The organism is Acetobacter tropicalis, from assembly GCF_001580915.1.
Lineage (GTDB): Bacteria > Pseudomonadota > Alphaproteobacteria > Acetobacterales > Acetobacteraceae > Acetobacter > Acetobacter tropicalis.
This window is the reverse complement of sequence record NZ_LHZQ01000182.1, coordinates 1-25,262: the sequence shown is the minus strand read 5'-3', so window position 1 is coordinate 25,262 and position 25,262 is coordinate 1. Positions and strand designations below refer to the sequence as shown.

The following is a 25,262-nucleotide window of genomic DNA, read 5'->3' as shown; positions in this document are numbered from 1 at the left end:
AATCATACTTTATCTCGAAAAACAACTGTAGTGCTAGGCTGGGTCGAGGTGGACATGGGAAACTTTCTTTACTTACATAGGAAACAGGGAACGATAGATGGAAAGGCGGGCAACGTCAGGAGGGCGGTGTGCCCTGTCCCAGAAGATCGTCTATATCGAACACGACTGCGGTCTCTCCGAAGCCGGGCTCACGGTGGCAGAAACGGCGGACGTACACTGGCGCATGGACAAAACCGCTCTCCACGCGCACCACGGCAAGGATGTAGGCGTCCGGGCTGTTGAGAGAGGCAAGCAGTTCGTTCTTGGTCACGATGATATGGGTTCCGTCAGCATGACGGCCCTTGACCTCAATGAACCGGAGGTGGCCGGTTGCTCCATCCCGACTTTCAATGTCCCAGCCTTTCTTCTCGGCTGACACATCACACGGATCGTTGCCAAGTGCGCGCTCGGCTGCGATCACGGCCTCCATCGCATGACGTTCGATCTCGGCACGGGCGATCGGGTCTTCCGAGAACACCATCGGCGTGACCGGAAGCGCATTTCGCTGCTCCAGCAGGCCACGGGGGATAATCAGGGCAGCCCCCCGGAGGACCGGAGAAAGCGGGCTGATCTGACGTTCCCGATCCAGCTCCGTCTGTCGTTTATAGAGACGGTCTGTCAGGCGCTGGGCTGTCGCCTCCGCATTGGAGGCGTTGATACGCTGGTCCTTGCCAGCCCGTTCCTCTTCGCGCAGGCGGGCTGCACGGGCATCCCAGTAGTTGATTTCGCGTGTCAGGCGGGCGCGCACCTCATGCTCGATCTTGTTGATTTCCGGCAGGCGGCGTGTCCGCACTTCTTGCAAATGGGCCGGCACGAGATGGGCTATGGCATAGGTGATGGCGCGTTCTTCAACCTTCCCCGAAAGCCAGGAGGCCTGTGCGATCTCGCTGAGAGCCGCACATTCGGCCTCGGTCGCTGGGCGCGTGTCCAGATAGGGCGCCGGGCCACCACCCCGCGCCGAGCCATCCTCGCCCAGATAGACAAACTGCAGGCGCTGGGAGATCACGCGCGGTTCGCCGGACGGAGTGGAGCGCCCATCGCGAATGGCATGTTCGAGATAGGCCAGGAGGCGGGGTTCTACGCTTTCATCGGCCTCATCAACGAGGATTGCGCCCTGTTGAAGAAGTGGACGGAAGCGTTCCAACGTAAGGTCGAGGGTGGCCTCGAAGAGCGGATGACCGGGAGCGAGCAGTTCGGCCTGTGGACGACCTGCGATCAGGCTTTTATCGAACACAACCCGCGCATAGCGATCCAGAACCGGGTCACCCCGTCCAATAAGGCGGTCGCGGTGCTTAAGCGCGGAGGGGACACGCATGACTTCAAAACGACCGGCCTCGCGTTCAGACATCCGGCCACCGAGAAGGGAAAAAGCCTCACGAAAGAAAGCGCCGACAAAATGGGGCTGTAAGCGCATGGCCTCGGCTCGCTCCATCTGGTCGCGGATTGCAGCGACTGAGCTTGCGGCCATACCCTCGGACGTGAGTTTGCGTTCTTCGACAAGTCTGTTGATGGCGTCCACATCGACAGCATTTTCCACCGACTGGAACAGACGTGCACGAATTTCTGGCCGGTCACCGTAACGGACTGCCTCAACCAGAAGATCGCGCAGGGCATTGCCCTCGAAGAGTTCACCCAGTACGTCATACACCTTGCCACCAAGCGCGGCACGGGCTTCTTCCAGCTTATCGAGAAGACGCTGATAGACTTCGCCCTCGCGTGTATTGGCCGCGCAGAGGTTCCATAGGTGACAGATTTCTGTCTGACCGATGCGATGGATACGTCCAAAGCGTTGCTCTATTCGGTTGGGATTCCATGGCAGGTCATAATTGACCATCAGATGAGCGCCACGCTGGAGATTGACGCCTTCACCGGCAGCATCGTTGGCGATCATGACCAGCACCGTCGGATCAGAATTGAAGGCAGCCACGGCTGCACGCCTTGCCTCGCGTGTGATCCCGCCATGGATCACGACAACGGAGTCAGGTTCTCCGGTACGGGCGGCTATCCTGTCACGGAGATATTCCAGCGTGTCCTTGGGTTCGGTAAAGATCAGAATCTTGCGTCGGGCACCGGTATGGGGATCAACCATAATCGGATCATCCAGAATGGCCTCAAGCTGGCGCCATTTCGTGTCCTCGCCGGACAATTTAAGGCTTAAAGCCTGCTCCTCGATATCACGCAGAATCAGGATTTCGGCTTCGAGTTCCGCAACCGTAGCCGCAGCGGTGGCACGATCGGCGATCGTATCCTCCATATCTTCCGCTTCGGTGGCCGTCGCCTCATCCAGATCGTCGAGATCATCTGATGGCACGTGGTGGCGCAGAATACTGTCCCGATGGAGCCGTTCCTCGCGGAGGCGGGCTTCCAGTCGTTTACGGCGTCGTTCCAGCGAGCGGTGTATTGCAGCGGCGGATGAGGCTAGGCGTCTCTGAAGGATCTGGAGAGCAAAGCCAACGTTGCCCTGTCTCTGACCATCTCCGATCCTGTCGGCACGATTCATTTCCTCGCGAACGTAAGAGGTGACAGCCTGATAAAGATCAGCTTCAGCGGGAGAGAGTTCGTAGGCGACGGTGTAGGCGCGACGCTCAGGAAAAAGCGGCGTGCCATCAAAGCGGAACAGCTCTTCTTTCGTCAGACGGCGCATCATGTCCGAGACGTCCGCTTTCCGTACGCCCTCACGGAACCGTCCCTCGAAACGGTCGGAGTCGAGAAGGCCCATGAAAAGCTGGAAATCGGCTTCTTTGCCATTATGGGGCGTTGCCGACATCAAAAGCAGATTACGTGTGCGCGCTCCGAGAAGCTTCCCGAGTTTGTAGCGTCTTGTCTCTTTTACCTCCCCGCCGAAATAGGAAGCGGACATGCGGTGCGCTTCGTCACAGATCACGAGATCCCACTCAGGCGCAGCTTCCAGACGTGCCTGAAGGGCATCGGAACGGGCCGCCATGTCGAGCCGAAGGATAAAGCGATTACGCTCGGCAAAAGGATTTCCCGTGACAGAGTTTTCCACCTGATCACGTGTCAGAAGATCAAACGAGAGAGCAAATTTTTCCGCGAGTTCCTCCTGCCATTGCTCGACCAGACTGCCCGGCGCAACAATCAGGCAGCGTTCCAGATCCCCCCGGATCAGCAATTCCTTGATGAGCAGGCCCGCCATGACGGTCTTACCGGCGCCTGGATCGTCCGCAAGTAGGAAACGCAGCGGCTGGCGCGGCAGCATCGCGCCATAAACGGCAGTAATCTGGTGCGGGAGCGCTTCGATGCGTGACAGAGTAATTGCCAGATAGGGGTCAAAAAGATGTGCAAGACGCAGACGCCACGCTTCCGACACAAGACGCAGGAGCGCACCGTCCGCATCGAACGCATAGGTCCGACCAGGCTGGACAAGTTCAAACGGAATCTCATCGCCTCGATACAGCAGCCGTTCGCCGATTTTTCCGCTGACCCGGAAAACAAGATTGAGCGCATCAGGTCCGAAACTTCGCACCTGGATGATTTCAGCTATTCCGCCAGTATCAAGGCCACGAACATGGGCGCCCGGCTGGAGTTGTCCGAAGTCCATCAGCGCGTTCCGGCCGTTGCTGCAGCTTCGCGAAGCTTGCGGTCAAAAGTGACAATCTCTGCATCCAGAACGTGGGCCAGCCAGAGATAACTTGCGTCGTAGGCGGTCAGTCCGGTCTTTTCGGCAAGCAGAACGACCTCACCCTGATTCACTGCGATTTCTCGGATCCCGAGTTGCTTTCGTAAATTGAACGCTGAAAGCAGTTTATCGCGCTGTTCAGGATGGCGGCGACATTTGATCAGGCAGACATTCGCCAGTTCAAATTGTAGCAACGGAGGCGCTGTGAGCTCGCAATTATCCATAAGCGCAGCCGCCTGTTCGCCTTCAGGCTCCCCGAAAAGAAGTGCCGCGACAGCCGATGTGTCGATGACTTTTATGATGCCCATTTTTACGCGCGAGCATCACGATCATGACGCACCATCGCTGTCGCTTCCGAGGGGGTGACGATTCCCATCGTCCGGATTTCGGAAAGAACGCCGGATGCCGATTGCTCGGGCTCGTAGGCTACAGCGGCTTCGATGATGGCCATAAGCTCGCCCTGAAGAGATCGATGGTGGCGCTCGGCACGTGTGCGAAGCTTCCGGACAAGGTCTTCCGGAGTGTTCTTGATCGACAGATTCATCTCAGCACCTCCAAATCGGAACCAATTTGGAGCCTAACCTTTCTCGAGTAAGAAGGGAAGAGATCAATCGAGATCGGCTGCCCCAGCCGGTTCGTTGTCCTGGAGGCTGTTAAAGTTGTTCACGTGACTGACTATTTCCATAACGCTTCCAGGCTCGATAATATTCCACAACCAGAACAAAATTATCCACAGGAAAAATCGGCCCAAAACGAGCCATTTTTCGTCATGACTCATTCCGGTTAAGAAACTCTAAGTCATTGTTTTTATTGGATTCCGAAAATAGCGTTTTGGGATTTAATCCCAAAAGTGCCCTTTTTTACAACAGTGTTCAGTTTTTGTGGTACAAAACACACATCTAAACTGCGGTATTAATCACACACCGACTAAACCTCCTTAAAATAGTCCAAATCAATCCATAGAGTAGCATCCACGACAACATCGCCCACTACACAGGGCCACAACGACGCTCAAAAGCATCTCCGCACCATCCACCACTAGAAACTCCTAGACTACACCCCAGCCTCAAAAAAAAGGCCTCTCCGTCCACGTAATCCCATACATTCCCCGAGATTCACCTTCTTCCAGACAACATTTTCCCAAAAACACGAGGCACCACCCTCTCATCTCCCCTATGCCCCATTTTTCGGGCTTGGAGGGCACGCTACCTCAATTTCATATGCACACTCCGTTATGCATATGAAATCGCTACGCTTTTTCTCTTTTTTTCTTCTCTCTATCGCCGAATAAATTCGGCTCCCTTTTCGATACGACACCGTAACACGCAACACCCCACCCTAACCGGGCGGGGGCGGAATATGACACTTGCCCTGTATTTCATGTACGGAATCCGGAAAAAAAAGTGACGGTTTTCTACCCCCTCTTTTTTTTTGACCTTCTCGAAACACTGTTCGAAAACGGCCTCAGTCAAGGTTATCCACAGGCTAAAAAGGGCGCAACGGCACCGGGAAACGTCCGTTGCGACTAGCCCTGCACGCTCGACCTGAGCGTCTGCGACAGGCGCTGGGTAGAGAGTCTAAGCGAAAGAGAGTTTCTGACCACAGAGGCCAACCGGGAATTGGGCACGATCCATCCGAAGGCTATGCCCGTTATTCTGACGCCACCGGACGAGTTGGGCGCATGGATGAACGCGCCGGTGGTAGAGGTTCTGCGCCTTCAGTGGCGTTTGCCGGATGATCTGTTGATCCGCGTCGAAGCACCGTGTTCTTTGGAATGACAGTCATGCGGGGTAAGCAGAATGTCGGCAGTTGGACGGTACCTTCGTAAAGGCATTGCGTAGGAAATGAGCCGCTTGGGCGACTGCGGCGGTGGCCGCCGGCGTCTTGGCAAGCGCATTGAGCATAACGAAATCGTGGATCGTCGCGTTATAGCGGGTCGTTATGACCGGCACGCCAACTTCGACCAGGCGTCGGGCGTAGGCCTCGCCCTCGTCACGCAGGACATCGTTTTCATCTGTGATGACCAATGCTGGCGCCTGCCCGTGCAGGATGGAGTCCGGCGTGTTCAGCGGCGAGACATGCGGCTGGGCGCGATCAGTGCCGGCAGGCAGATACTGGTTCCAGAAATAATCCATGGCTTTCGCTGTCAGCCAGGGGCCACTGGCGAACTCGCGATAGGATCCGTCATTCATCGCGGCATCGGTTACCGGATAGAACAGGAGCTGGGCTACGGGCCTGGGTCCATGCCGCTCCGCAACGAGCGCGGAGACGACCGCAACCATATTACCGCCGACGCTGTCTCCGGCGATGGCAATGCGGGATGGATCGATCCCGAATTCGACCGGATGACGAGCGACATACTCCAGAACCGCATAATCCTGCTCGATCGCAGTTGGATAACGCGCCTCGGGCGAGCGTTCGTACAAGTCCCATGTTTCCATCGACCGGAAGTTCCGGTTCATCCGGAAATGGAAGACGACAGATGCCGCCGCCAGTGATGGCACGCGATTGCGAGAAGGGCTGCTGGATAAAACCAATACGGCCTCAAGCGTCTGGGCAGACACAGCCTATCGCTCCAAAGCCAACGCAGATTTCATGGAAAAGCAGGGCTTTGTCTCAAAGGTTCACAGGAAAAAGCCGCATCTCAAGCCGATGCCCCGCCATATCCAGCGGTCCAACGCCGGGAAGTCGGTCATCCGATCCCGTGTCTAGCATGTCTTTGCTGGTCAGAAATCGCAGACAGGACTGATTCGTCCAGACTGTGGGCATAACGCGAGCTGCCATCAGGATCGGGCTGGCCAATATCATCTACAACATGCGCCGCTTTCTCTTTCTCGAAAGATTGAGCGCGAGCGCGTAGTCATCCAAGGTGGGCAGTCCCCAATCCGCTCAAAACGCAGAGCAAATTCTACCCAAAAGTAGTCAATCAAATCGACACAACCCAGAAATTACTGGCCAAGCTTATCAATCAAGGGCTCTTCGATCCCTCCAGATTCATGCTTGCCCGGATGCATAATCACGCGCATCACCGAATAAGGTCTTAAGAATGAAGACACCGTCACATCTTCTGTCGAGGCACCGGTAACTTAAAGACATTCACCTCTTCATATCCGGAACAAAAACAATGCCAACGATCTTATCAGCCAACACGAAAACACGCGATCCCGTATGCGGGATGCTGGTTGATCCGGCTACCAGCCGGTTCAAAAGCGATCGTAATGGTCACATCTCTTTTTTCTGTAGCGCCCGCTGTCAAAAGAAATTCGAGGATAATCCAACGGCATTCGTCAAAAATGATGTGATACCTGCAACCGTCTGGACATGTCCGATGCATCCCGAGATCAGGGAAGCGCATCCCGGCACATGCCCCAAATGCGGCATGACGCTGGAACCTGTGAAAGAAGTGCAGGAAAAGGCGGTGCCTTCAATGCGGGGCATGAGCTGCCATCATGCGCCGCAACAGCCTTCCGCCGCCGGAGAGGGTACGCCGGGGACGATCTGGACCTGCCCGATGCATCCGCAGATCCGGCAGGATCATCCGGGGAACTGTCCGCTCTGTGGCATGGCGCTGGAGCCGGAGGAACCGACGGGAGCAGAGACGGAAAACCCCGAACTGCATGATTTCAGACGTCGTCTGATCGTCTCCGTGCTTTTTGCGGTTCCTCTGATGCTCATTGCCATGGGGGGCGATGTCGGCCTGCACCTTGTTCCGGGACCATGGTCTCCCTGGGTTCAGCTGGCGCTGACCACTCCGATTGTCTGCTGGGCAGGACTGCCTTTCTTCCAGCGTGGACTCGCCTCACTGCGGACCGGTCACTTCAACATGTTCACGCTCATCATGTTCGGCGTCGGCGCCGCGTTTGGCTATAGTCTGGCCGCGACGTTCGCACCGGGGGCGTTCCCGGTCAGCTTCAGGATGCTCGACGGAGCCCTGCCGGTCTATTATGAGGCGGCGGGCGTGGTCGTTGCGCTGGTTCTGCTGGGACAGGTTCTGGAACTCCGTGCACGTGCCGCCACCGGTGATGCCATCCGCGCCCTGCTGGATCTCACACCAAAACAGGCTCACCGTATCGGAGAGAACGGGCAGCCGACAGACATAGCCGTGGACGCTGTCGGGGTCGGAGACCGACTGCGGGTGCTGCCGGGAGAGTCGATCCCTGTCGACGGCAGGGTTCTCGATGGCACATCCAGCGTTGACGAAGCCATGATTACCGGGGAGCCAGCACCCGTTGCCAAAAAGATCGGCAGCACGGTGACCGGCGGTACGATCAACGGCAATGGCAGCCTCGAAATCGAAGCGCAGGCCGTCGGCAGCGATACCATGCTGGCGCGGATCGTGAAGATGGTTGCCACCGCCCAGCGCAGCCGCGCACCAATTCAGGCCGTGGCCGACCGGGTGGCCGGATGGTTCGTTCCGCTGGTGCTGGCCATTTCCGTGCTGACTTTCGTCGTATGGTACGCCGTTGGACCGGCTCCGCGCTTCGGGCATGCTCTTCTGAATGCCATCTCGGTGCTGATCATTGCCTGTCCCTGCGCGCTTGGGCTGGCCACGCCCATGTCAATCATGGTCGGTACAGGGCGGGGCGCACGCGAGGGCGTTCTGGTCCGCAATGCCGAAGCGCTTCAGGCGCTCGACAGGGTGGATACGCTGGTTGTGGACAAGACCGGCACGCTGACGGAAGGCCACCCGAAGCTCATCGCCGTGGAGGCAGCCAATGGCTGGCCGGAAAACGATGTGCTGCGTTATGCGGCTTCTGTGGAGACACGCTCCCAGCATCCTCTGGCGCAGGCTATCGTTCAGGGCCTGAAAGACCGCCATGGGGAACCTGGCGCTCTTACCCATTTCGACTCCCAGCCGGGGTTGGGCGTGAGCGGCAGCGTTGAGAGACATGCTGTCGTCGTGGGCAATGCCGAGTGTCTGAAGCAGGCCGGCGCGGATGTGTCCCCTGTTGAAGCTAGTGCGACGGCGCATCGTGAAGCCGGAGCCGGGGTGATGTTTGTGGCGGTAGACGGCAGGCTCGCCGGGCTGATCGCCGTGGCGGACCCTCTCCGCGCGGATACGCGGGCCTCTCTTGCGGCGCTCCACGCCGATGGTCTGCGGATCATCATGCTCACGGGTGACAGCGATGCGACGGCGAAGGCTGTGGCGGCGCAGGCGGGAAATATCGCGGAAGTCCATGCCGGTCTGAAGCCACAGGACAAAGCCGATATCGTCAAACACCTGACGGCGCAGGGCGCACATGTCGCGATGACGGGCGATGGCGTGAACGATGCTCCAGCTCTTGCGGCCGCATCCGTCGGGATCGCGATGGGAACCGGCACCGACGTAGCGATCGAAAGCGCCGGGATCACTCTGGCGCATGGCAGCCTGGAAGCACTGGTCCGGGCCAGACGGCTTGCCCATGCGACCATGCGCAACATCCGGCAGAACCTGGCTTTCTCTTTCCTGTTCAACGGGATCGGCATTCCGATCGCCGCCGGTGTGCTCTATCCGATCTGCGGGCTTCTTCTCTCACCGGTTATCGGCGGCGCGGCCATGGCTCTGTCGTCCGTGACGGTTGTCACCAACGCGCTTCGGCTTGGTCGGGGGAAAGACTGAGCCTAGCGTTTTTCGGACGCGGCGCGGGTGCGTAATGCCTCATAAATCGGCGCTTCCCCCATGCCGTCGGCCACGAACATCGCGGCAAAACTGCCCGAAAGCAACGGAAGCAGCAGGCTGGGCGTATTGGTCATTTCCGTCACAAGAATGATCCCGGTCAAAGGTGCCCGCACCGCTCCCGCAAACATCGCCGCCATACCAACCACAACAAAGGGTGTGGTCCGCCCCGCCAGCGTGGGCGCCAGAACATGGGCCAGATCTCCGCAGCCCAGGCCGGCCAGAGCACCCAGAGCCAGCATGGGAGCGAAGAGGCCACCCGGCGTTGCTGCGGCATAGGAAATCGAGCCGAAGACCAGACGCAGGGCATACAATCCTGGCAGCGCTGTCCAGATCAGCGTTCCATTGATGGCGCTTTGCGTGATCCAGTCGCCTCCACCAGCAAGGCGAGGTGTAAGCCAGACGATCAGCCCACCGATCGCGCCGATTGCCGCAGCCCGGATTTCCACGCTGGCATTCATCCGTTCAGCCAGCCGTAATGTGGCCAGAACTGTCCGGTTGTAAACGACAGAGAGCAGGCCAACCGCAAGCCCCGTCAGCAAGAACAGCACCTGCGTTGAAACGCTGATGACCATGGGACTGTCGGCCACCACGAAATCAGGAGCACCGCCCAGCAACGCGCGGGCGACAAGGATGGCGGACACGGAAGCACCGAGTGCGGAACAGGCAGTTCGCGCCTCGAATTTGCCGACAAGCTCTTCCAGCACAAAGATCGCGCCAGCTCCTGGTGCATTGAACGCTGTCGCCAGTCCAGCTCCGGCTCCAGCCGCCAGCAATGACCGGCAATCCGCCGGTCCCAACCGTAACAGCCGACCGATCGTATTAGCAGCCGTGGCACCCATCTGCACGCTTGGCCCCTCACGTCCCAGCGCTAGTCCTCCGCCGATGGCCAGCAATCCTCCGATGAACTTGACCGGGATCAGGCCTACAGAAGCTGGTGTTGCAAGTCCGGCCAGGACGGCCTCGACATGAGGGATCCCACTTCCAGAAGCCAGAGGCGCCAGTCGCCTGACCATCCATGCCGCTATGAAAGCCGTGATGCTGCCGATCGCAATAATCATCAGACCGGCGGGAAACGGGTGCAGGACATCAAGCGCCAGCGTCGTTCTCAACCCCGCTGCATGTTCCAGTAACAGCCGGAATGTTCCACAAACTACTCCGACAACGCTTCCCACAAGAATAGACAGGCATGACAGGAGAGTAAGCCCGCAGGGTATTGGCTGATCTTTTTCTCTCAAAATTTTTAATGCAATCTGCCTGAACATTTCTTTATCCAACTGCAAAATATAATAAATGAATTTAATTGAATAAAATTATTATAATATTTTTTTCACTTTATATTTTAATATATCATTTGATTGACCTAGACTCCTTCCACATAAAAATCTTTGAATACAATGAAGGAAGAACCAAAAGCGTAAGTATAGTGCATGAAATCAGACCTCCAATTACCACGGTTGCTAAGGGTTTCTCCACTTCAGCGCCTTCACTCATCGAAAAAGCCATAGGAAAGAACCCGAGGCAGGCCACTGAAGCTGTTGCCATAACTGGCCTAAACCGCTCATTTGCTGCCGCAATTGCTGCTTCAACAGGCCCGAGACCAGAACTTCGCTTTTCTTTTACCCATGAAATCAAGACCACTCCATTCAGAGTAGCAACGCCAAACAGCGCAATAAAACCTATTCCCGCAGAAATACTGAATGGTAAACCTCGGAGCCATAAGGCTATAATGCCACCAGTTGCAGCAAAGGGAAGATTAACAAATACCAGCCCAGCAAGCCAAATATCTCCTAATGCAAGAATGAGAAGTAAAAAAATGAGAGCTAAAGTCACAGGAACAACGATTTCCAGACGCGCAACAGCGGTCTGAAGATTCCGAAACTGTCCACTCCACTCTAAACGATATCCTGGTGGCAGATGGATTTCACTTTTGACAGTATCCTGTGCTTCTTTGACAAAGGACGAGAGATCTCTGCCCCTGACATTCGCTTGAACCATCATGCGCCTTTCACCCTGATTGCGCCTGATAGCGGCGGGTCCAGTATCTAAAGTAATGAAAGAAACCTGAGAAAGATCAACCGAATGATCATTCCGAGTCATGATCGGTAGTTGTCTGATTTCTTCCATGGTATCGCGTGCCTTAGGTTCAATTCTGACTTCAGTTGGAATCAATGCCGACTCTAACGATACCGGCGGACCAATATGCCCTCCAACAGCTTCAACCAAATCCAGGATTTCCGAGGTAGGCACGTTTAAACGTGCGGCAGCGGTGCGATCGACATCAATGTGCAGATAGGGGATGGTGCCAACATCTTGCGGAGCAACGTCGGCGGCCCCGCGAACAGATGCAACGACACTTGATATATGTGCCGCCAATTGAGATAATTTATTAAGATCAGGACCGTATACACCTATGGCAATCTGTGATCTCACGCCTGATTGAAGATCATCCATGCGCATCTGGATTGGCTGGCTCCAGTTATACAGCGAGCCAGGATTGTTCTTTTCCAAGGCAGTACTAAACGCCTTCACCAGCCCTTCCTGAGTGCTTGCTGTCTTCCATTCTGATCGTGGCTTTAGCAAAACGTAAGTATCTGTCTGTTCACCCCCTTGAGGGTCCGTTGGAATAGCAGAAGTCCCCGTGTTGCTGACAATAGTTCGAATATCGGGAAATTTTCTTAGCGTCCGCTCGATTGCATCTACCGCTCGTACGGACGCATCCAGCGATATCCCAGGCAATCGGGTGGACGTCACAACCAGATCTCCTTCCTGAAGCTGCGGAATAAACTCCCCTCCTAACCGAGCAGCTAAAAACACTGATATAAATAGAACAGCTACTGCGAGACATGACACGCGACCAGTATATTTCATGCACCACCTTGAAAGCGGTACAAAACAACGGCGTAGCAATGCAATAAAACGCGTGTCATGACTTGATTCGTCATGGTGAGAATGATCACCTTGTGATAGCGTGGGTTTTAGTAAGACTAAAGCAAGTGCCGGAATACAGACTAGTGCAAAAAAAAGAGAAGCTAGTAAGCCCAGAATGACGGTTTTCGCCATAGGACTGAACATCTTCCCCTCAATACCCTGAAGAGTCAGTATTGGAAGATAAACAAGAATAATAATAAGAATAGCAAATGTAACGGGACGAGAAACCAAAGAAACTGTTTGCGCAATGCTTTCCGAAAAAGATTTATCTGCTTCAGGTTTTCTGCTTATAACTGTTTCTACAATAACAAGAGCACTATCGACAATCATTCCAAAATCAATTGCGCCCAAGCTAAGAAGATTTGCAGAAATACCAAGATGGTTCATCCCAACCATTGCACAGACAAGTGAAAACGGGATGACAGAAATAATGACCAGAGACGCTCGCCAGTCTCCTAGAACGACAAGCAATACGACAAAGACGAGTAATGCTCCGAGTAAAAGATTATCTCTCACCGTCATAATTGTAACATTTGTCAGTGTAGACCGGCTATAATACGGCTCAACCGAGACACCAGATGGCAGTGCATGATTAATATCAGGCAAGGCAGCCTTTATCCGCGCGAGCGTTGCGCGTGCATTAGCACCTTCCTGCAGCAAGACGACCGCATTAACAATTTCTCCATTTGCGTCGCGTGTTACAGCACCCAAACGAGGAAGTCGCCCCTTATGTACAATTCCTAGGTCACTCAAATGGACGGATTCTCCATTGGGACCGCTTCTGACCTGTGTGCGGCCAAGTTCCTCAATATTATCGATCAAAGAGCGACCAACAATAATTCTTTGCTCATCATTCTTTTCGATCCATGCGCCACCTGCAGCCTCATCGCCGGTGTCGAGAGCATGAAAGACGTCTGAGACCGAAATGCCGTATTGCCGTAAGGCAAGAGGACTGAGCTCAACCTCATACGTCTCTGAGGCACCTCCATTGACATTAACATCAACCACGCCCGGAAGAAGGCGTAATTTCGGAACAACGTTCCATGTCATGATACGATTGAGTTCTGCTAGAGAGCGGTCTGCACCATGTATCTGCAGGTGCATGATTTCTCCCATCCCCGTAGTCATAGGCCCCATAGAAATGGAGACAGAATCTATGTGAACAGAAGCTCGAGCTTCTGCCAGGCGTTGTGCAACCTGCTCTCTATCTCTGTAAATATCGGAACCATCTTCAAATTGGAGATAGAGTACTGAGACACCGGTCCGCGAGACAGAACGAATGTTCTCCAACCCCACCACTCCGGACAGCACAGTCTCTACGGGAAAGGTAACAAGTCGTTCCACTTCCTGTGTTGGTAGTCCTGGTGCACTGACTGAGACCAAAACCTGCCGTGGTGAAATATCCGGGACGGGTTCGACAGCCAGATTCCGAAGATCAAAAATACCGACAACCATTAAAAGGAACGCTGCACCGAGAACTGCGCGTCGTCCCTTCAAAATTTTCAAAATAAATTTCATTTTTTATTCTTGTTTTCAAGAGAAGCTGGAACAAGTAAGGCTTGAGACTTGAGTATGAAGCTTCCCTTCCCCACAACAATGTCGCCCGGCGACAAACCTTCCGTCACGACAACACGCTCATCCAAAGAGGGGCCAGTCACGACATGCTTTGCCAGATATTTATCGGGCCCGATTTTTACGAATATGCAGGGTTGATCGGCGATGGTCTGCAGTGAGTCTGTCGGGACAATCTGTCCAGACACAGCGTTTTGTGAGAAAATTCTTGCTCTGACCAACATTCCAGGACGAAGTGATGTATCTGTGTTGTCAACCAGACTCCTAACCTGAACCCGCCGTGTGCCTGGATCAACCGTTTCTTCTATAAAATCTACGTGGGAAAATTTACTTTTGCGTTGTTTAGGAATGATAGTTTCCTGATTGCTACCAATTTTAATGCTGCTTATCGCAGTCTGTGGAATTTGAGAAACCACCCAAACAGATCGAAGATTGACAACTTCCACAGGAGGAAGGCCATTATTGCCAACACTTCCTCCCAATGCGACATTAATACTTCGGACAACCCCATTAACTGGAGAAACGACAACAGAACTCAAACCTTCTACTTTTTCTGTCGAAGAAGAAAAGCGCCTCATATGCTCTTCTTGGTTTTTAACAACAGCAAGCCGTTGTTGTACCAGAGCCGACGCATCTGCGAGAAGTGCTTTTCTCCTCTTTTCTTCGCCTTTTGATATTGCTCCACCTTGTAATATTCGACCACGTCGTTCAGCCTCGGCTGCATCTCGTTCCATAGCCTGTGCCTGCTGAAGAGCCGCCTTTGATGAAAGATATCGTTCTTTTTCGTCACTTAAACTATAATTATTGTAAGAAAAAAGAGCAGTTCCTTCTTTTACAAATTGACCTGGACTGACAAAAATATCTGTTATCCGTCCTGAGCCAACGGGCACAATACGGGCTGTTTTGCGCTGATCTGCTTCAACATAAGCCTGAACGTCAATGTGAGCCGTTATTGATCCAGAGAAACTGGTTGCTGTTTCGATACCTTGAGTCGTGATTGCCTCAGGAGATATATGCACCGGAAATTTGGGCCATATTTCTGCCGCACAGCATGGGGCAACGAATAAGGTCCATGGAAAAATGGTCGCCCCCAACATCAAACAAATATTTTTTTTATTTTTCACAATGTTTCGCCCATCATAAGTACCAGACGCACCAAGGCGGCATGCCAAACGACCTCTGCTTTCGCCATACGTTGTTCTGCTTCAAGCGCTCCGCGCCGTGCACGGATATATTCGATCAAGGGAACCTCACCAGTTCTCCAGGCGCTTTCAAGTTGGTCTGCTCTTTTTAAAAGGACTGTTTTAGATGTCTCTGCGTGCTTACGTATACTCAACGAGGAGGCAATCTGAGAACGAAGGCGTGCATATTCCACGCGGACTTTACGACGTGCCAATTCAGCGTCTCTTCTCGCTGCACCAATTTCAGAAACGTTTTTCATAAGCATTGGTGTATTGCGAGCCCGGCTTGGAAGGGCTGCCTGAAAAACTACACCGACCTGTGTATCCCAAGGACTTTGATATTGTTCCTGTCGTGATATCTGCACACCAATGGTTGGATTGGGCATATAAGAGTGCTTTGCCACATCAAAGGCTGCTTGCGCTTTTTTCAGCCGCGCATCCACGAGACGCACCCTTGGATCCTTTTCAGGATCCAACTTATGGATTTTCAGAGAAATAATCCGACCATCCAGAGAGTTTAGTTCTGGAATAACATCAGAGCCGGTCAATGCCTGCAATTCTGATTGAAAAGTGGCCAATTGTTGTTGTTTGTCTGAGATCGTACTTTCAATGTCCTCGTACTCAGCAACAACCGCCTCGTGATCTGTAGCAGATATTTCACCAGCTGTTAGCGCTCGTTGTGACGATTCCAGCGTCTGAGACAAAATTCCCCGCGTCTTTTCAAGATTAAAAATTTCATTTTTCAATATAGTAGAAGCACTGGTAACATCTAATACACGTACAGCCATGAGGAGGCGATGAACTTGTAGTCGCGCGTCCGCAGTAGCGACTGATGCAAGAGCATCCTTCACACTGGCGGTTCCCTGACCGGGTAGCCAAAGGGGTAGACTTACACTGCCTTGATATGTTGTATACCCTACTTTGCTACCAATAAAATGATCATCAAGATACTGACCATTTAGGACGGGTCCGGATGGGAATAGAGAATCAAGAGCATTTGCTGTCTTTTTTGACGCCTTGAAATCGACAGCCGCAGCTTTTGCATCAGGATCATGTGCCCATGCAGCTATTATCGCATCACGTAAACTTTCCGCTTGGGCCGTGGGTATCCCAATGACCAGACACAGCGCAACCACGACTACGGTCCGCAATTTTAATCTCCGATTGTTTGCTTCTCTCAATAAGATAGCGAAAAAGGCTTATCGAAAGACAGCATCAATGGGATAAAAAAGAATTAATTATTTTTTTATATAAACCTCACGAAACTTTTGCGTTGTTGTACAGTTAGCTAGTCTGGTGCTTTTGTATATAAGAGAGGCTTGCAAAAAATATTTGGATAGAGCGATACCGGGAGATCCTTTATATTTTATCCTACTTAAGCAACAGTGCTACACTGCTACCAAATATTGGTCATTTTCCACTCTTTTTAGAGTGCTGCCAACAACTTAACACCGGTCAGAATAGCATTTGGGATTTTTGAAGTTTCTCCTGGGCGCATCATGTATTCGAAAACAGGCTGCACGAGCAGTCCAGGCATAACTAGAATGTCATAATATGCTTCCAGAGTAGCTGCATGTGTTTGAGGACCATTTACGAACGCACCTAAAGACATCCCAGCATTTTGTCGCAATTTCTGTCCTTCAGTCAGGCTATAACCAATCTGATAGTACGAATACATAACTCCGAAACGATCGAATGGCCGATAAGGGATCACACCCAAAAGAGAAGCACCAGCATAAACCTGATCAGATAGGATTTTTGGGATATCCGAGACCTGCTTTCGCTATTGTCCGCGACTGGCGGCGGAGAACGACAGGATTGCCGATCTTCTGGTGGGACTAACCCAGGCTCACAGGAGATGGGCATTTGGACTGTGTTTCCTATATCTGCATAACGTCCAGGGACAAGGCTGGAATCATAAGCGGGTTTATCGGATTTAGCGCGAACTGGAACTTAACTTGCGGATTAAACACCGCAAGCGTTTGATTCGTGAAAGCCTGAAAAGCTATCGGTCCTAGCACTTCCCAATAGGGTCTGGTCCATGGATTTCATGGCGGACAGGTTTTTGGATGGACGTGCTTTTTGGCTCCTGAACATCCTGGATGACTTCAATCGTGAAGGACTGGCGATTGAGGTTGATTTTTCCTTGCCGGCCTGTCGGGTTGTCCGCGGTCTGGAGCAGGTTATGAAGTGGCGTGGCAGGCCAGAGGCTATCCGAATGGATAATGGTCCTGAATATGTCAGTTATACGTTGGTTTCATGGGCCGAAAAACAGGGGATTGCCCTGAACTTCGCGATCGTCTCGCCCTGCGCGGCCAGAAGTGTGGGCAGCACGCAAAGTTCGCCCCAGTAACGTAGGGACGATCCATGCACGACCTGCGCCACAACCATGAAGATCGTCACCACCATGACGCCATAAGCTGGCGACCATAAAAGCCGCATCAGGCCGGACAGGATGGCGGCAAGGAAAAAGATACACAGCACACCGACCAGAAGGAGGCCATGGTGCCAGTTCCCACTGATAAATGAAGCACCCATATGCGTGGTATTGCCTGTCATCGCACCAGCAAAGATGCCGCCCAGATCAACAAAACTCAGAGCATCCACATAGCCTGCGACAAGCGCGAGAATGAAAACCCGTCGGGCGGAAATCGAGACCGGGAGAATGGAGGAGGGCATTATTGCGACCGGGAGGTGATTGACGGATAGAGCCTGCGGGCGACCCGCTCCATGGTCAGCCCCTGCACGATGATGGTGAACACCACGACACCGTAGCAAACAGGCAGCAGCAGGTCGCGCAGGTCTCCGGGTGGCAGGCCAAGCGCCAGAGAGACCGAGATGCCGCCACGCAGGCCGCCCCATGTAAGAATGCCGAGGACACGGCCGCGCTCCCACTGCTGGAGATGAACCGGCAGGGTGGAGAACAGCACGCTCAATGCCCGCACGACAATGGACAGCGGGATCACGGCAAGCGTCGCCAGAACTGTAAACAGATGTGGCCTGATCTCCAGTATTTCAAAGCCGATGAGCATGAACAGCAGGACGTTCAGCACCTCGTCAATCAGCGTCCATGCAATATCGAGTTCCTTGCGGGATACTTCATCGAAAATGGAATGGCTGTAGCTGGTTCCGAAGCAGAGACCGGCCATGACGACGGCAATCGCACCGGACATGCCAAGTTGACTGGCGATGCTGAATGTTCCGGTTGCCAGAGCCAGCGACGTCAGCAGATCAATATGCGGATCACGCTGCGCCCTAAGCACACGAAGCGCGATCCACCCGGTCAGTGCACCCAACAGACCGCCACCAACCGCCTCACGACAGAAGCTGAACGCGATCTCCGAGGCAGTCACGCCCTGACTGTCTCCGGTCGCCAGTCCGATCGTCACACCGAAAATGACAACCCCCACGCCGTCGTTGAACAGGCTCTCACCCGCAAAAACGGCCTGTAGCGGTCCTGGCAGTCCCAGACGTTTCAGCATCCCCACGACTGAAACGGGGTCCGTAGGTGCCAGAATGGCGCCGAGCACGATGCACCATGTAAACGGAACGGCATGGCCCAGCAGTGGGAAAACACACCACGCCGCGACCGCCAGAAAAGCCACGGCCAGCACGGTTCCGAGAATGGAGAGGGCTGTCACAGACATCAGGTTTGCGCGCAGATGTCCGACATTCACCTGCATGGCTCCCGCAAAAAGCAGCAGCGACAGGGCACCGTTCAGAAGTGCCGCAGGCAGATTGATGGCACCGAGCACGGATCGTGGGAGAGCCTGAAGATCATAGGCCGGGATCAGCGGATTCAGGATCATGACCAGCAGCGAGGTCAGCAATGAGAAGACCAGAACACCAATCGTGACAGAAACACGCAATGTGTGGTGGTTGAGAATGCTGAACCCTGCCGAGAGGGTCAGGAGCAGGGCAAGAAGACTGATCGTATCCATGGCCCCATCGCTGGCCGCTCTGGCTCCTCACGTCAAGAAAAACCGGGAATAGTCCGTAGGGGGCATTCGCCTTCTTCCTGGTCTGGAAGACAATATTCCGTTTGCCCGGCAAAAAGTCGACCATAGACCGGTTACCCGGCCTGACGTTTACCCCTCGTATCTCCAGCGATCCTTCCAAGTGCGTCGATAATTCTCGCATGATCATGTCGCTCTCGAATAAAGCGACGCCCGGCCCGAACCAATCTGGCGTGCGTCGTTGAGTCATCATGCAAACTGACGATCAGCGCAGCCAGCGCTGCTGCGGTTTCTCCTGTCGCGTCAGCAAAATCTTTGGGCAGTTCCATTCCCTCGGACGCAATTGGTGTCATCACACACGGAACCCCACTGGCCATACTGTCCAGAACCTTACCCTTCACACCCGCTCCAAAGCGGAGTGGGGCGATGCTGAGACGGACCTTGTCGAATAGCACGCCGCAGTCAGGAACATGGCCGATCACCTCAATGCGGGGCGCTGCGAGCCGACGAACCCTATCAGGCACGTCTGCGCCTGCAATGACACAGTGGATATCCGGTCGTTGTCGCCAGACGAGCGGCATGATTTCTTCAGCCAACCAGAATGCGGCATCACTGTTTGGCGCATGACTGAAATTACCAAGAAAGAGAACCCCCTGACGCGCGTCAAACGATGGCGTCCGTTTTCTAACTGCCACCTCCCAGGGAACGACATGGACTTCCACGCCCGCCACATCGCGCCGGAGGATCGCGGCCTCCACGGTTGAGTGTGTCAGAACGACGTCGGCCTGACGGGCAGCGGCATATTCCGCATCCCGGAGCTGACGGGCCTTCGCCATCAGTTCCGGCCGCTCCTCGACGGCCGCCTGTCGCGCAATTCTCATATGGTGCAGATCGGCGACGGCGTAGATCACCCGGGCTTTTGACTGGTACTGGCGAACAAGCGGCAGATAGCGCGTCGCAATAGACTGCCGGTGCAGATAGACCAGATCGAAACTCTGTGCCTGCCGCCGCAGCAGGTCTTCGACCGATCTGTAAAAAGGCGCTGCATATATCTCGATATGTTCCATTTGTGGCGTTGACCCGCTTCCCATCTCATCCGCTGCTACAAACGAGATGTCATAGCTAAGCGCCCGAAGAGCAGCCATAAGCGACAGAATGGCGCACGAACCGGCGTCACGGCGGGCATCCGGCATGCGGCTGTCGATGACCAGCACGCTTGGAGAACGCTTTTCCGGAGGCGCCAGCCCTCGACGGGAGCGCTCGCGTTGCACATCATTCTGGCGGCGTCCCGACCGATGGTTGGCATGGCTCTGTTTCAGGCGCTCCATCTGCGCGGACAGAAAAGACAGGACTCGGTCGTGATCTTTCGCATCCTGAACGGAGCCGATCGCCCTGTGAACGACCTGTTCAAGGTCCGAATCAAACTGGTCAGCCGCCTCCACAATAACTGGCTGGCCCAGCAGGGCTCCGGTGCGCTCGTTCCGGATTTCAATGATCTGGCGTGTCAGAGGTGAGAGAGATGGGACGAAGAAAAGATCAAACCCACACCGTTCCGGCCCGGCCCCCGCGTCGGCCACATCAGGACGGCGCCCGTTGGCAATGCTTCGTTCTACAATCGTCCCGTTCACCACGACCTGAATGGCGACTGACTCTCCGGGCTGCGCAGGATCACAAATCCAGCCACAGATCCGGTCGCGGGAGGCGCTGTCGATATAGCCGCGCATCGTGGCTGACGATGCGGGCGCTACTGACTGCGCGATGGTATGGTGGCCGATAGTCTGCTGGTCCAGAATCCATGGCGTGTGGCCAAGAAAGTTGCGTGACGTGCCGGGATCATCTGCCTGCGCGATTTCGATGACGTGCCTCATGTGTGGGGCGAAACCACCCGGCACGACGAAACAGAAACCACAGTCCGCGCCGACATCAGGGCGAGGGCAATCGGCCACGACTTCCCCGATGGCAATGCCATTATCAAAGATGGAGAGGCGCAATGGGTTTTCCGATTGAGGGGTTCTGGCCCAGCCCCGGATGACGGTGCGCGTCACTTCGTCGAGATAGCCTTCGATGGATCTTGCTGACATGGAAACTGGCGCGATCCCGGCTTCAGCATTCAGGCGTGTGCGGATGGCTTCAAGAATGGGCCCTTCCTCAATCCGGGGCGCGCAGTAGACTGCCGGAAGCGGCGCTGCATCCGGATAGAGTTTTTTGAACTCGACAGCGTTGTGAAACATGTTCCGGCTGTCATCATCTACGAAACTCTCCGAAGGCGCCCCTTCAGCCAGAAGGATATCGTGCGTTTCAAGCTCGACGTGGAAATAGGTGACTTCATCGATCCGCTCAGCCTGAAGAATGCTGATCCCGTTGGTGAGACAGATTGCCGGTATGAGCACGCCCTCCAGAGCCATCGCATGCAGGGGAGAGACGGACAGATCCCGTCGCGGCAGGCCGTCACCCAGAGCTCCCGTCCGGATGACGACGGGCAGGACGTTCCGGTTCCCCCTGACAAACGGGCCAGAATACGAACGGTGCCCGATCCAGCGAATAGGGCGCAGGGCACCCGAAGCGGTTCGTACCCGATCGCCGATAGCGAGATCTTCCACAGCGGTCTCGCCCCGTTCGGTCGCGATCAACGTGCCCCGGCAGAAGCAGGGCGTGCCGTCATCCGGCTCCAGAGTGGCGACCGTGCCCCCTGATCCGTCATCGCTCAGGACGAAATGCTCTCCGGAGTAATCGCCATTGAGCGAGGCGGAACTCGATACGCCGCCTTCGGTCACTGTCAGGATCGGATCGCCTTCAAGTGTTGCACTGCCCTCTGACTGGAAGGCCATACCGCTGAAATCGACACTGCCGCCGTTCTGGATCGTTACGCCTCCTGCAGATAATATATCTGCGGCGTTAATTGTCCCACCACTGGCGACCGTCACGCTCTCGATCACACCCCCCTCGCCGGGGCGGATGCCAAACGTGCCGCCGGGGCCAACCGTCAGGTTCCTGACAACCCCGGTGGAATCCACCTCGATGCCACCGCCATTGCTCACGGTGACGTTGTGCGCAGTGGCAGCGATCTCGATATAACCGCTATCCGTTACCAGAACATCGTTGATGGAGCCGCTGTTGACGATGCCCCAGCCCTGATTTTCGACAGTCATATCGGTAATCGTGCCGCCGTCGACTTCGAAATAACCGTTTTCATACCGGTCGCCAGTCACGGTCACACCGGAGGCAACACCGCCCGCATCGACGGTCAGATCACCCTTGTCGACCAGCGTATTAACGGCCAGTCCGCCATCCTCGACAAAGAGCTCACCGCCATCGCCCAGTTCCGTGTCCGTCCACACGGCACCGTTGCCGATGGAGACGTCCGAGCTGACCAGATGGACGCCTGACGAGGATGACGAGGTGATATCCGCAGAATCCGACATGATGACGCTCCTGAGCATAGCCGCGCGACAGGCGGCTTTTGTCAGGATGTTATATGCGATATCTCGCAATAACAAGCGGATAATTTACTATTTTTATAAACGATTTTCCGTTGAGCGCTGCGCCAGAGCTCAACTGCGCGGCAATCCTCCCTACCAGACGACTTCGCCTACGACATCCAGTCCTGCGGCGTCTTCGGTCTGAAGCTCCTGCGGCGGATAGCGATCGTTGTCCGCGAGAGCCCGGATTCCGCCACCCAACCGACGCTCCAGACGGCGCAGCAGGATGTCGCCCTCGACCCGCAGCGCGAAGATGGCGCCGCCCTGAACCGTGCGGGTGCCGGTATCCACGATGATGAGATCGCCTTCCCGCAAGGTCGGCGCCATGGCGTCACCCGAGACGCTGAGGAGACGGAGCATTGCCGGGTCGCGCGGGAGTGCGGCTTCCAGCCAGGATTTGCCGACGCGCAGACCTTCGTCTGGCTGAGGCGACAGCCAGGGGATTACGACCTGATGACCGCCACGCACTGGAGCCGATGATTCACCATCCGCGTCGAGACCAGCCCCCACACCAAAGGCCAACCAGTCCAGCGAGACGCCGCAGGCGCGGGCGAGAGACGCCACGGCGGAGAGTTTCATCTCACTGCCATTCATGTAATCCCGCAGCGTCGTGTAAGGCACGCCGGCCGCCTTGGCGGCATGGGTGATGCCAATACTCTGGGCAGCCTGCCGGAGACGTTCGCCACGCTCGCGGAGCAGGCGGGCCTGATCATCAGACATGCGACGGCGCCTCGGTCTGGAACGAATGGTCACAGGCAATCTCTCTTCCGTGATATGGAAAAGTGACTCCTAAGCGAAAACACGCTTGTATGTATATGCGGTTGTGCGTATATATTTGCATCGTAGTGTGAAGCGGGTCTCCGTTGATCCTGGACCCAATCTCGCATGAACCACGTGTTCTGTCGAAGGGTTTGTCATGACCGATGAAGTTCGTTCGCTGTCTCCCGTTCCATTCCGCGATTCCAGACTGGAAGAACTGCATGCCGGTCTGCATGACGTCATCCGCCTGATGGAACTGGAGCATCATCTCCTGCGCGGTCGCCTCGATACGCTGAAGGCCGACAGCGAGGGAGCCCAACTTCTGGAAGGCATTATCGTGCTGGGTGGTGTGCTGAACCGGAAACTGACCCATCTGCTGGGCCTGTGCCGCGATGTGGGTGGGCTGTGACATATGAGCATGCCGCGCTCTCTCGCATTGATGTTTTCCCGGCTGCCGCGTTTTGCGCAGATCGGAAGCGGCGTGGCAGCCCTCGCGGTCGTCGGAGCAGGTGTATCCTCGTTCAGTGGCGGATCCGGTGACAGGGCTGCGATCCGGGCGGTTCTGGCAGCCCACCAGGCGATTGACACGCGTTCCTGTCTGACGTTCCGCTTTGCACCCGGTCTGAATTTCGAGAGCTGGGCGGGGCGGCAGTTCTGGATGGCATCGACGCCCTGGACGGCCCCCGATCGCCATCCGTTCATTTTCTATGCCGGTCCTGCTGACGATACGGCACCGGAGATTGTTACCGAACTGACCCATCGCGGTGTGCTTGAACGGCATCTCGTGCCGGTCAGCTTTCGTGCCGGCGGTGTGGCCTCGGCCGCGATCTATACGACCCCGCGCAACGATCCTGATTTCAGCTACGAGCTTGTGCAACCGAATTTCATGCAGCGGGGCAGTCCGCTGGGGACGCTGGCCTGGCCGAACAGCGTGTCGGTCGCGCGGGGCAATGGTCCGCAGCAGTCTCTCTATCTGCTGCATCCCTATCTGATCAGTCAGGTCAGCGGCGTCTGCGTAGGCCTGCATCTCAGCGCCATTACGGAGATCAAGCCCCATGACAGGGACTGGGCCGGACGTGACGTCATGACGGCTACGGCTGTCTATCGAAGTGAGGGCCTGAAGGAGTGGATGCAGTCACCTGTGTTCCGCAGGACGATCGGGTCCTTTCAGGATTTGGAAAACGGCAAGGATATTCGCCATCGGCTTGTTTTCCATCGGGGGCCGAAGGGTCTGGAACTGGTTAGTAATCAGGAGGAGCAATAGGCCATGCGTTTCCGGACCATGAAATCCTTGCTGTCCGCACCGCTGCTGGCGGCGCTGGTCACAACCGCTTTGACCGGCGCTTCCGTCCCGTCTGCCTGTGCGGCATCGGACGACCGCAAGGCCGCGCAGGTGGCCGATGATATTCTGGCGATGCTGCGGGCTCTGCCGGGTGACCGGGGCGATCTGGATGAGGGGAACAGCCGTCGCGTGTGTCTCCGGTTGGGAGGCGACGCCATCAATAGCGAGGCGGCGTGGCCCATGTCAGCCGTTATCGCCAGTAGATACACAGCTGGGGTCGAGCCGGGTGCGGCCTATAACGTTGGCACCACCGGCGTCCTGCTCGGCGACGGTCCGCGTGGCATGGAACCGACACCGTTCGTACAGGCGCTGATGGCGGCGGGCGTGGTGCGGCGCGTACCAGTGACCTGGGTTGTTCACACGACCCATCCCGGCACGCCCACGGCAGCACAACTGGGGTTGCACGACCTGGACGATAGCTCAGAGCCCAAACCCTCGGAAGCACCAGCAGCGAATGTCGAAGCGACGACACGCTTCGAGGGGGACCTGTTCCTGGGCTCCGGTCCGGAGATCGTCGGGCATCTTGAAATCCCGCCTGATGAACGGGGTCATATAGGGGCAGTGAGGATCCCGCCGTTGCTCGGGACTACATCGCCTCCGTCCGGTGTGACCTCGGCGTCGCGCTACTGCTACGCGCTCAAACCGCAGCGTGTGCTGGAATATGGTCCGCTCCAGATGGGGTGGACGGCCTCCCTGCGGCATCAATGTGC

16 protein-coding genes and 4 pseudogenes are annotated in these 25,262 nt (G+C 55.5%); 7 read left to right on the top strand and 13 right to left on the bottom strand.

Going from position 1 to position 25,262, the window contains the following annotated elements:
- Window positions 1-115: 115 nt before the first annotated feature.
- Genes AD944_RS04785 through AD944_RS04775 form a run of 3 tightly spaced genes read right to left on the bottom strand, consistent with a single transcriptional unit; the run spans window position 116 to window position 4,220 of the window.
- Window positions 116-3,598: a helicase-related protein gene (locus AD944_RS04785; protein WP_045542260.1), complete on the bottom strand. Its 3,483-nt coding sequence runs from the start codon at window positions 3,596-3,598 to the stop codon at window positions 116-118.
- Entirely contained in the window at window positions 3,598-3,984 is a 387-nt protein-coding gene (locus AD944_RS04780; protein WP_045542261.1) for a type II toxin-antitoxin system VapC family toxin, read from the bottom strand. The genes AD944_RS04785 and AD944_RS04780 overlap by 1 nt, the downstream gene beginning before the upstream one ends.
- A gap of 2 nt (window positions 3,985-3,986) precedes the next feature.
- Entirely contained in the window at window positions 3,987-4,220 is a 234-nt protein-coding gene (locus tag AD944_RS04775; RefSeq protein WP_045542262.1) for a FitA-like ribbon-helix-helix domain-containing protein, read from the bottom strand.
- Window positions 4,221-5,268: 1,048 nt separating this feature from the next.
- On the opposite strand from AD944_RS04775, the pseudogene AD944_RS04770 reads away from it, so the two are divergent.
- Window positions 5,269-5,454, top strand: a pseudogene (locus AD944_RS04770) (SOS response-associated peptidase); the annotation flags it as partial.
- 3 nt (window positions 5,455-5,457) lie between these two features.
- On the opposite strand, the gene AD944_RS04765 reads toward AD944_RS04770, so the two are convergent.
- A complete protein-coding gene (locus AD944_RS04765) occupies window positions 5,458-6,117 on the bottom strand; it encodes an alpha/beta hydrolase (protein ID WP_236709198.1) in 660 nt (219 codons plus the stop codon).
- Here AD944_RS04765 and AD944_RS04760 point away from each other — a divergent pair.
- Window positions 6,098-6,536 (top strand): annotated as a pseudogene (locus tag AD944_RS04760) (transposase); the annotation flags it as partial. The gene AD944_RS04765 and the pseudogene AD944_RS04760 overlap by 20 nt on opposite strands.
- Window positions 6,537-6,800: 264 nt before the next feature.
- Window positions 6,801-9,275, top strand: a complete 2,475-nt coding sequence (locus tag AD944_RS04755; RefSeq protein WP_045542263.1) for a heavy metal translocating P-type ATPase — start codon at window positions 6,801-6,803, stop codon at window positions 9,273-9,275.
- Between the two features lie 2 nt (window positions 9,276-9,277).
- Here AD944_RS04755 and AD944_RS04750 read toward each other — a convergent pair whose 3' ends face one another.
- The 5 genes and pseudogenes from AD944_RS04750 to AD944_RS16285 all read right to left on the bottom strand — a co-directional run.
- The gene (locus tag AD944_RS04750; protein WP_236709197.1) at window positions 9,278-10,444 is read right to left on the bottom strand and encodes a chloride channel protein; all 1,167 of its coding nucleotides are present in this window, start codon (window positions 10,442-10,444) and stop codon (window positions 9,278-9,280) included.
- A gap of 238 nt (window positions 10,445-10,682) precedes the next feature.
- Entirely contained in the window at window positions 10,683-13,781 is a 3,099-nt protein-coding gene (locus tag AD944_RS04745) for an efflux RND transporter permease subunit (RefSeq protein ID WP_045543343.1), read from the bottom strand.
- Window positions 13,778-14,959, bottom strand: coding sequence for an efflux RND transporter periplasmic adaptor subunit (locus AD944_RS04740; protein ID WP_145912909.1), 1,182 nt, complete (start codon window positions 14,957-14,959; stop codon window positions 13,778-13,780). The genes AD944_RS04745 and AD944_RS04740 overlap by 4 nt, the downstream gene beginning before the upstream one ends.
- Window positions 14,956-16,152 (bottom strand): TolC family protein, encoded by a 1,197-nt coding sequence (locus AD944_RS04735; RefSeq protein ID WP_236709305.1) that lies wholly within the window; start codon window positions 16,150-16,152, stop codon window positions 14,956-14,958. Before AD944_RS04735 ends, AD944_RS04740 begins: the two co-directional genes overlap by 4 nt.
- 290 nt (window positions 16,153-16,442) lie before the next feature.
- Window positions 16,443-16,766: pseudogene (locus AD944_RS16285) on the bottom strand (carbohydrate porin); the annotation flags it as partial.
- Window position 16,767: 1 nt separating this feature from the next.
- On the opposite strand from AD944_RS16285, the pseudogene AD944_RS16280 reads away from it, so the two are divergent.
- A pseudogene (locus tag AD944_RS16280) lies at window positions 16,768-17,309 on the top strand (DDE-type integrase/transposase/recombinase); the annotation flags it as partial.
- On the opposite strand, the gene AD944_RS04725 reads toward AD944_RS16280, so the two are convergent.
- The 4 genes from AD944_RS04725 to AD944_RS04710 all read right to left on the bottom strand — a co-directional run bounded on the left by AD944_RS04725 (window position 17,261) and on the right by AD944_RS04710 (window position 23,171).
- On the bottom strand, window positions 17,261-17,695 hold the full coding sequence (locus AD944_RS04725) for a DUF1275 family protein (RefSeq protein WP_236709306.1): 435 nt from the start codon (window positions 17,693-17,695) through the stop codon (window positions 17,261-17,263). The pseudogene AD944_RS16280 and the gene AD944_RS04725 sit on opposite strands and share 49 nt — an antisense overlap.
- The gene (locus AD944_RS04720; RefSeq protein WP_045543347.1) at window positions 17,695-18,957 is read right to left on the bottom strand and encodes a cation:proton antiporter; all 1,263 of its coding nucleotides are present in this window, start codon (window positions 18,955-18,957) and stop codon (window positions 17,695-17,697) included. The genes AD944_RS04725 and AD944_RS04720 overlap by 1 nt, the downstream gene beginning before the upstream one ends.
- Before the next feature lie 131 nt (window positions 18,958-19,088).
- On the bottom strand, window positions 19,089-22,394 hold the full coding sequence (locus AD944_RS17025) for a Hint domain-containing protein (RefSeq protein ID WP_052427270.1): 3,306 nt from the start codon (window positions 22,392-22,394) through the stop codon (window positions 19,089-19,091).
- A 150-nt stretch (window positions 22,395-22,544) separates the two neighbouring features.
- Window positions 22,545-23,171, bottom strand: a complete 627-nt coding sequence (locus tag AD944_RS04710) for a LexA family transcriptional regulator (protein ID WP_045543348.1) — start codon at window positions 23,169-23,171, stop codon at window positions 22,545-22,547.
- A 196-nt stretch (window positions 23,172-23,367) separates the two neighbouring features.
- Here AD944_RS04710 and AD944_RS04705 point away from each other — a divergent pair, with 196 nt between their 5' ends.
- The 3 genes from AD944_RS04705 to AD944_RS04695 form a co-directional block, all read left to right on the top strand.
- Window positions 23,368-23,619 carry a hypothetical protein gene (locus AD944_RS04705; protein ID WP_024716917.1) on the top strand — a complete coding sequence of 84 codons (252 nt, stop codon included), beginning with the start codon at window positions 23,368-23,370 and terminating at the stop codon, window positions 23,617-23,619.
- A 3-nt stretch (window positions 23,620-23,622) separates the two neighbouring features.
- Window positions 23,623-24,474, top strand: a complete 852-nt coding sequence (locus tag AD944_RS04700) for a hypothetical protein (RefSeq protein ID WP_045543349.1) — start codon at window positions 23,623-23,625, stop codon at window positions 24,472-24,474.
- Window positions 24,475-24,477: 3 nt separating this feature from the next.
- A partial coding sequence (locus AD944_RS04695; protein WP_156477247.1) for a hypothetical protein occupies window positions 24,478-25,262 on the top strand: 785 nt, incomplete at its 3' end.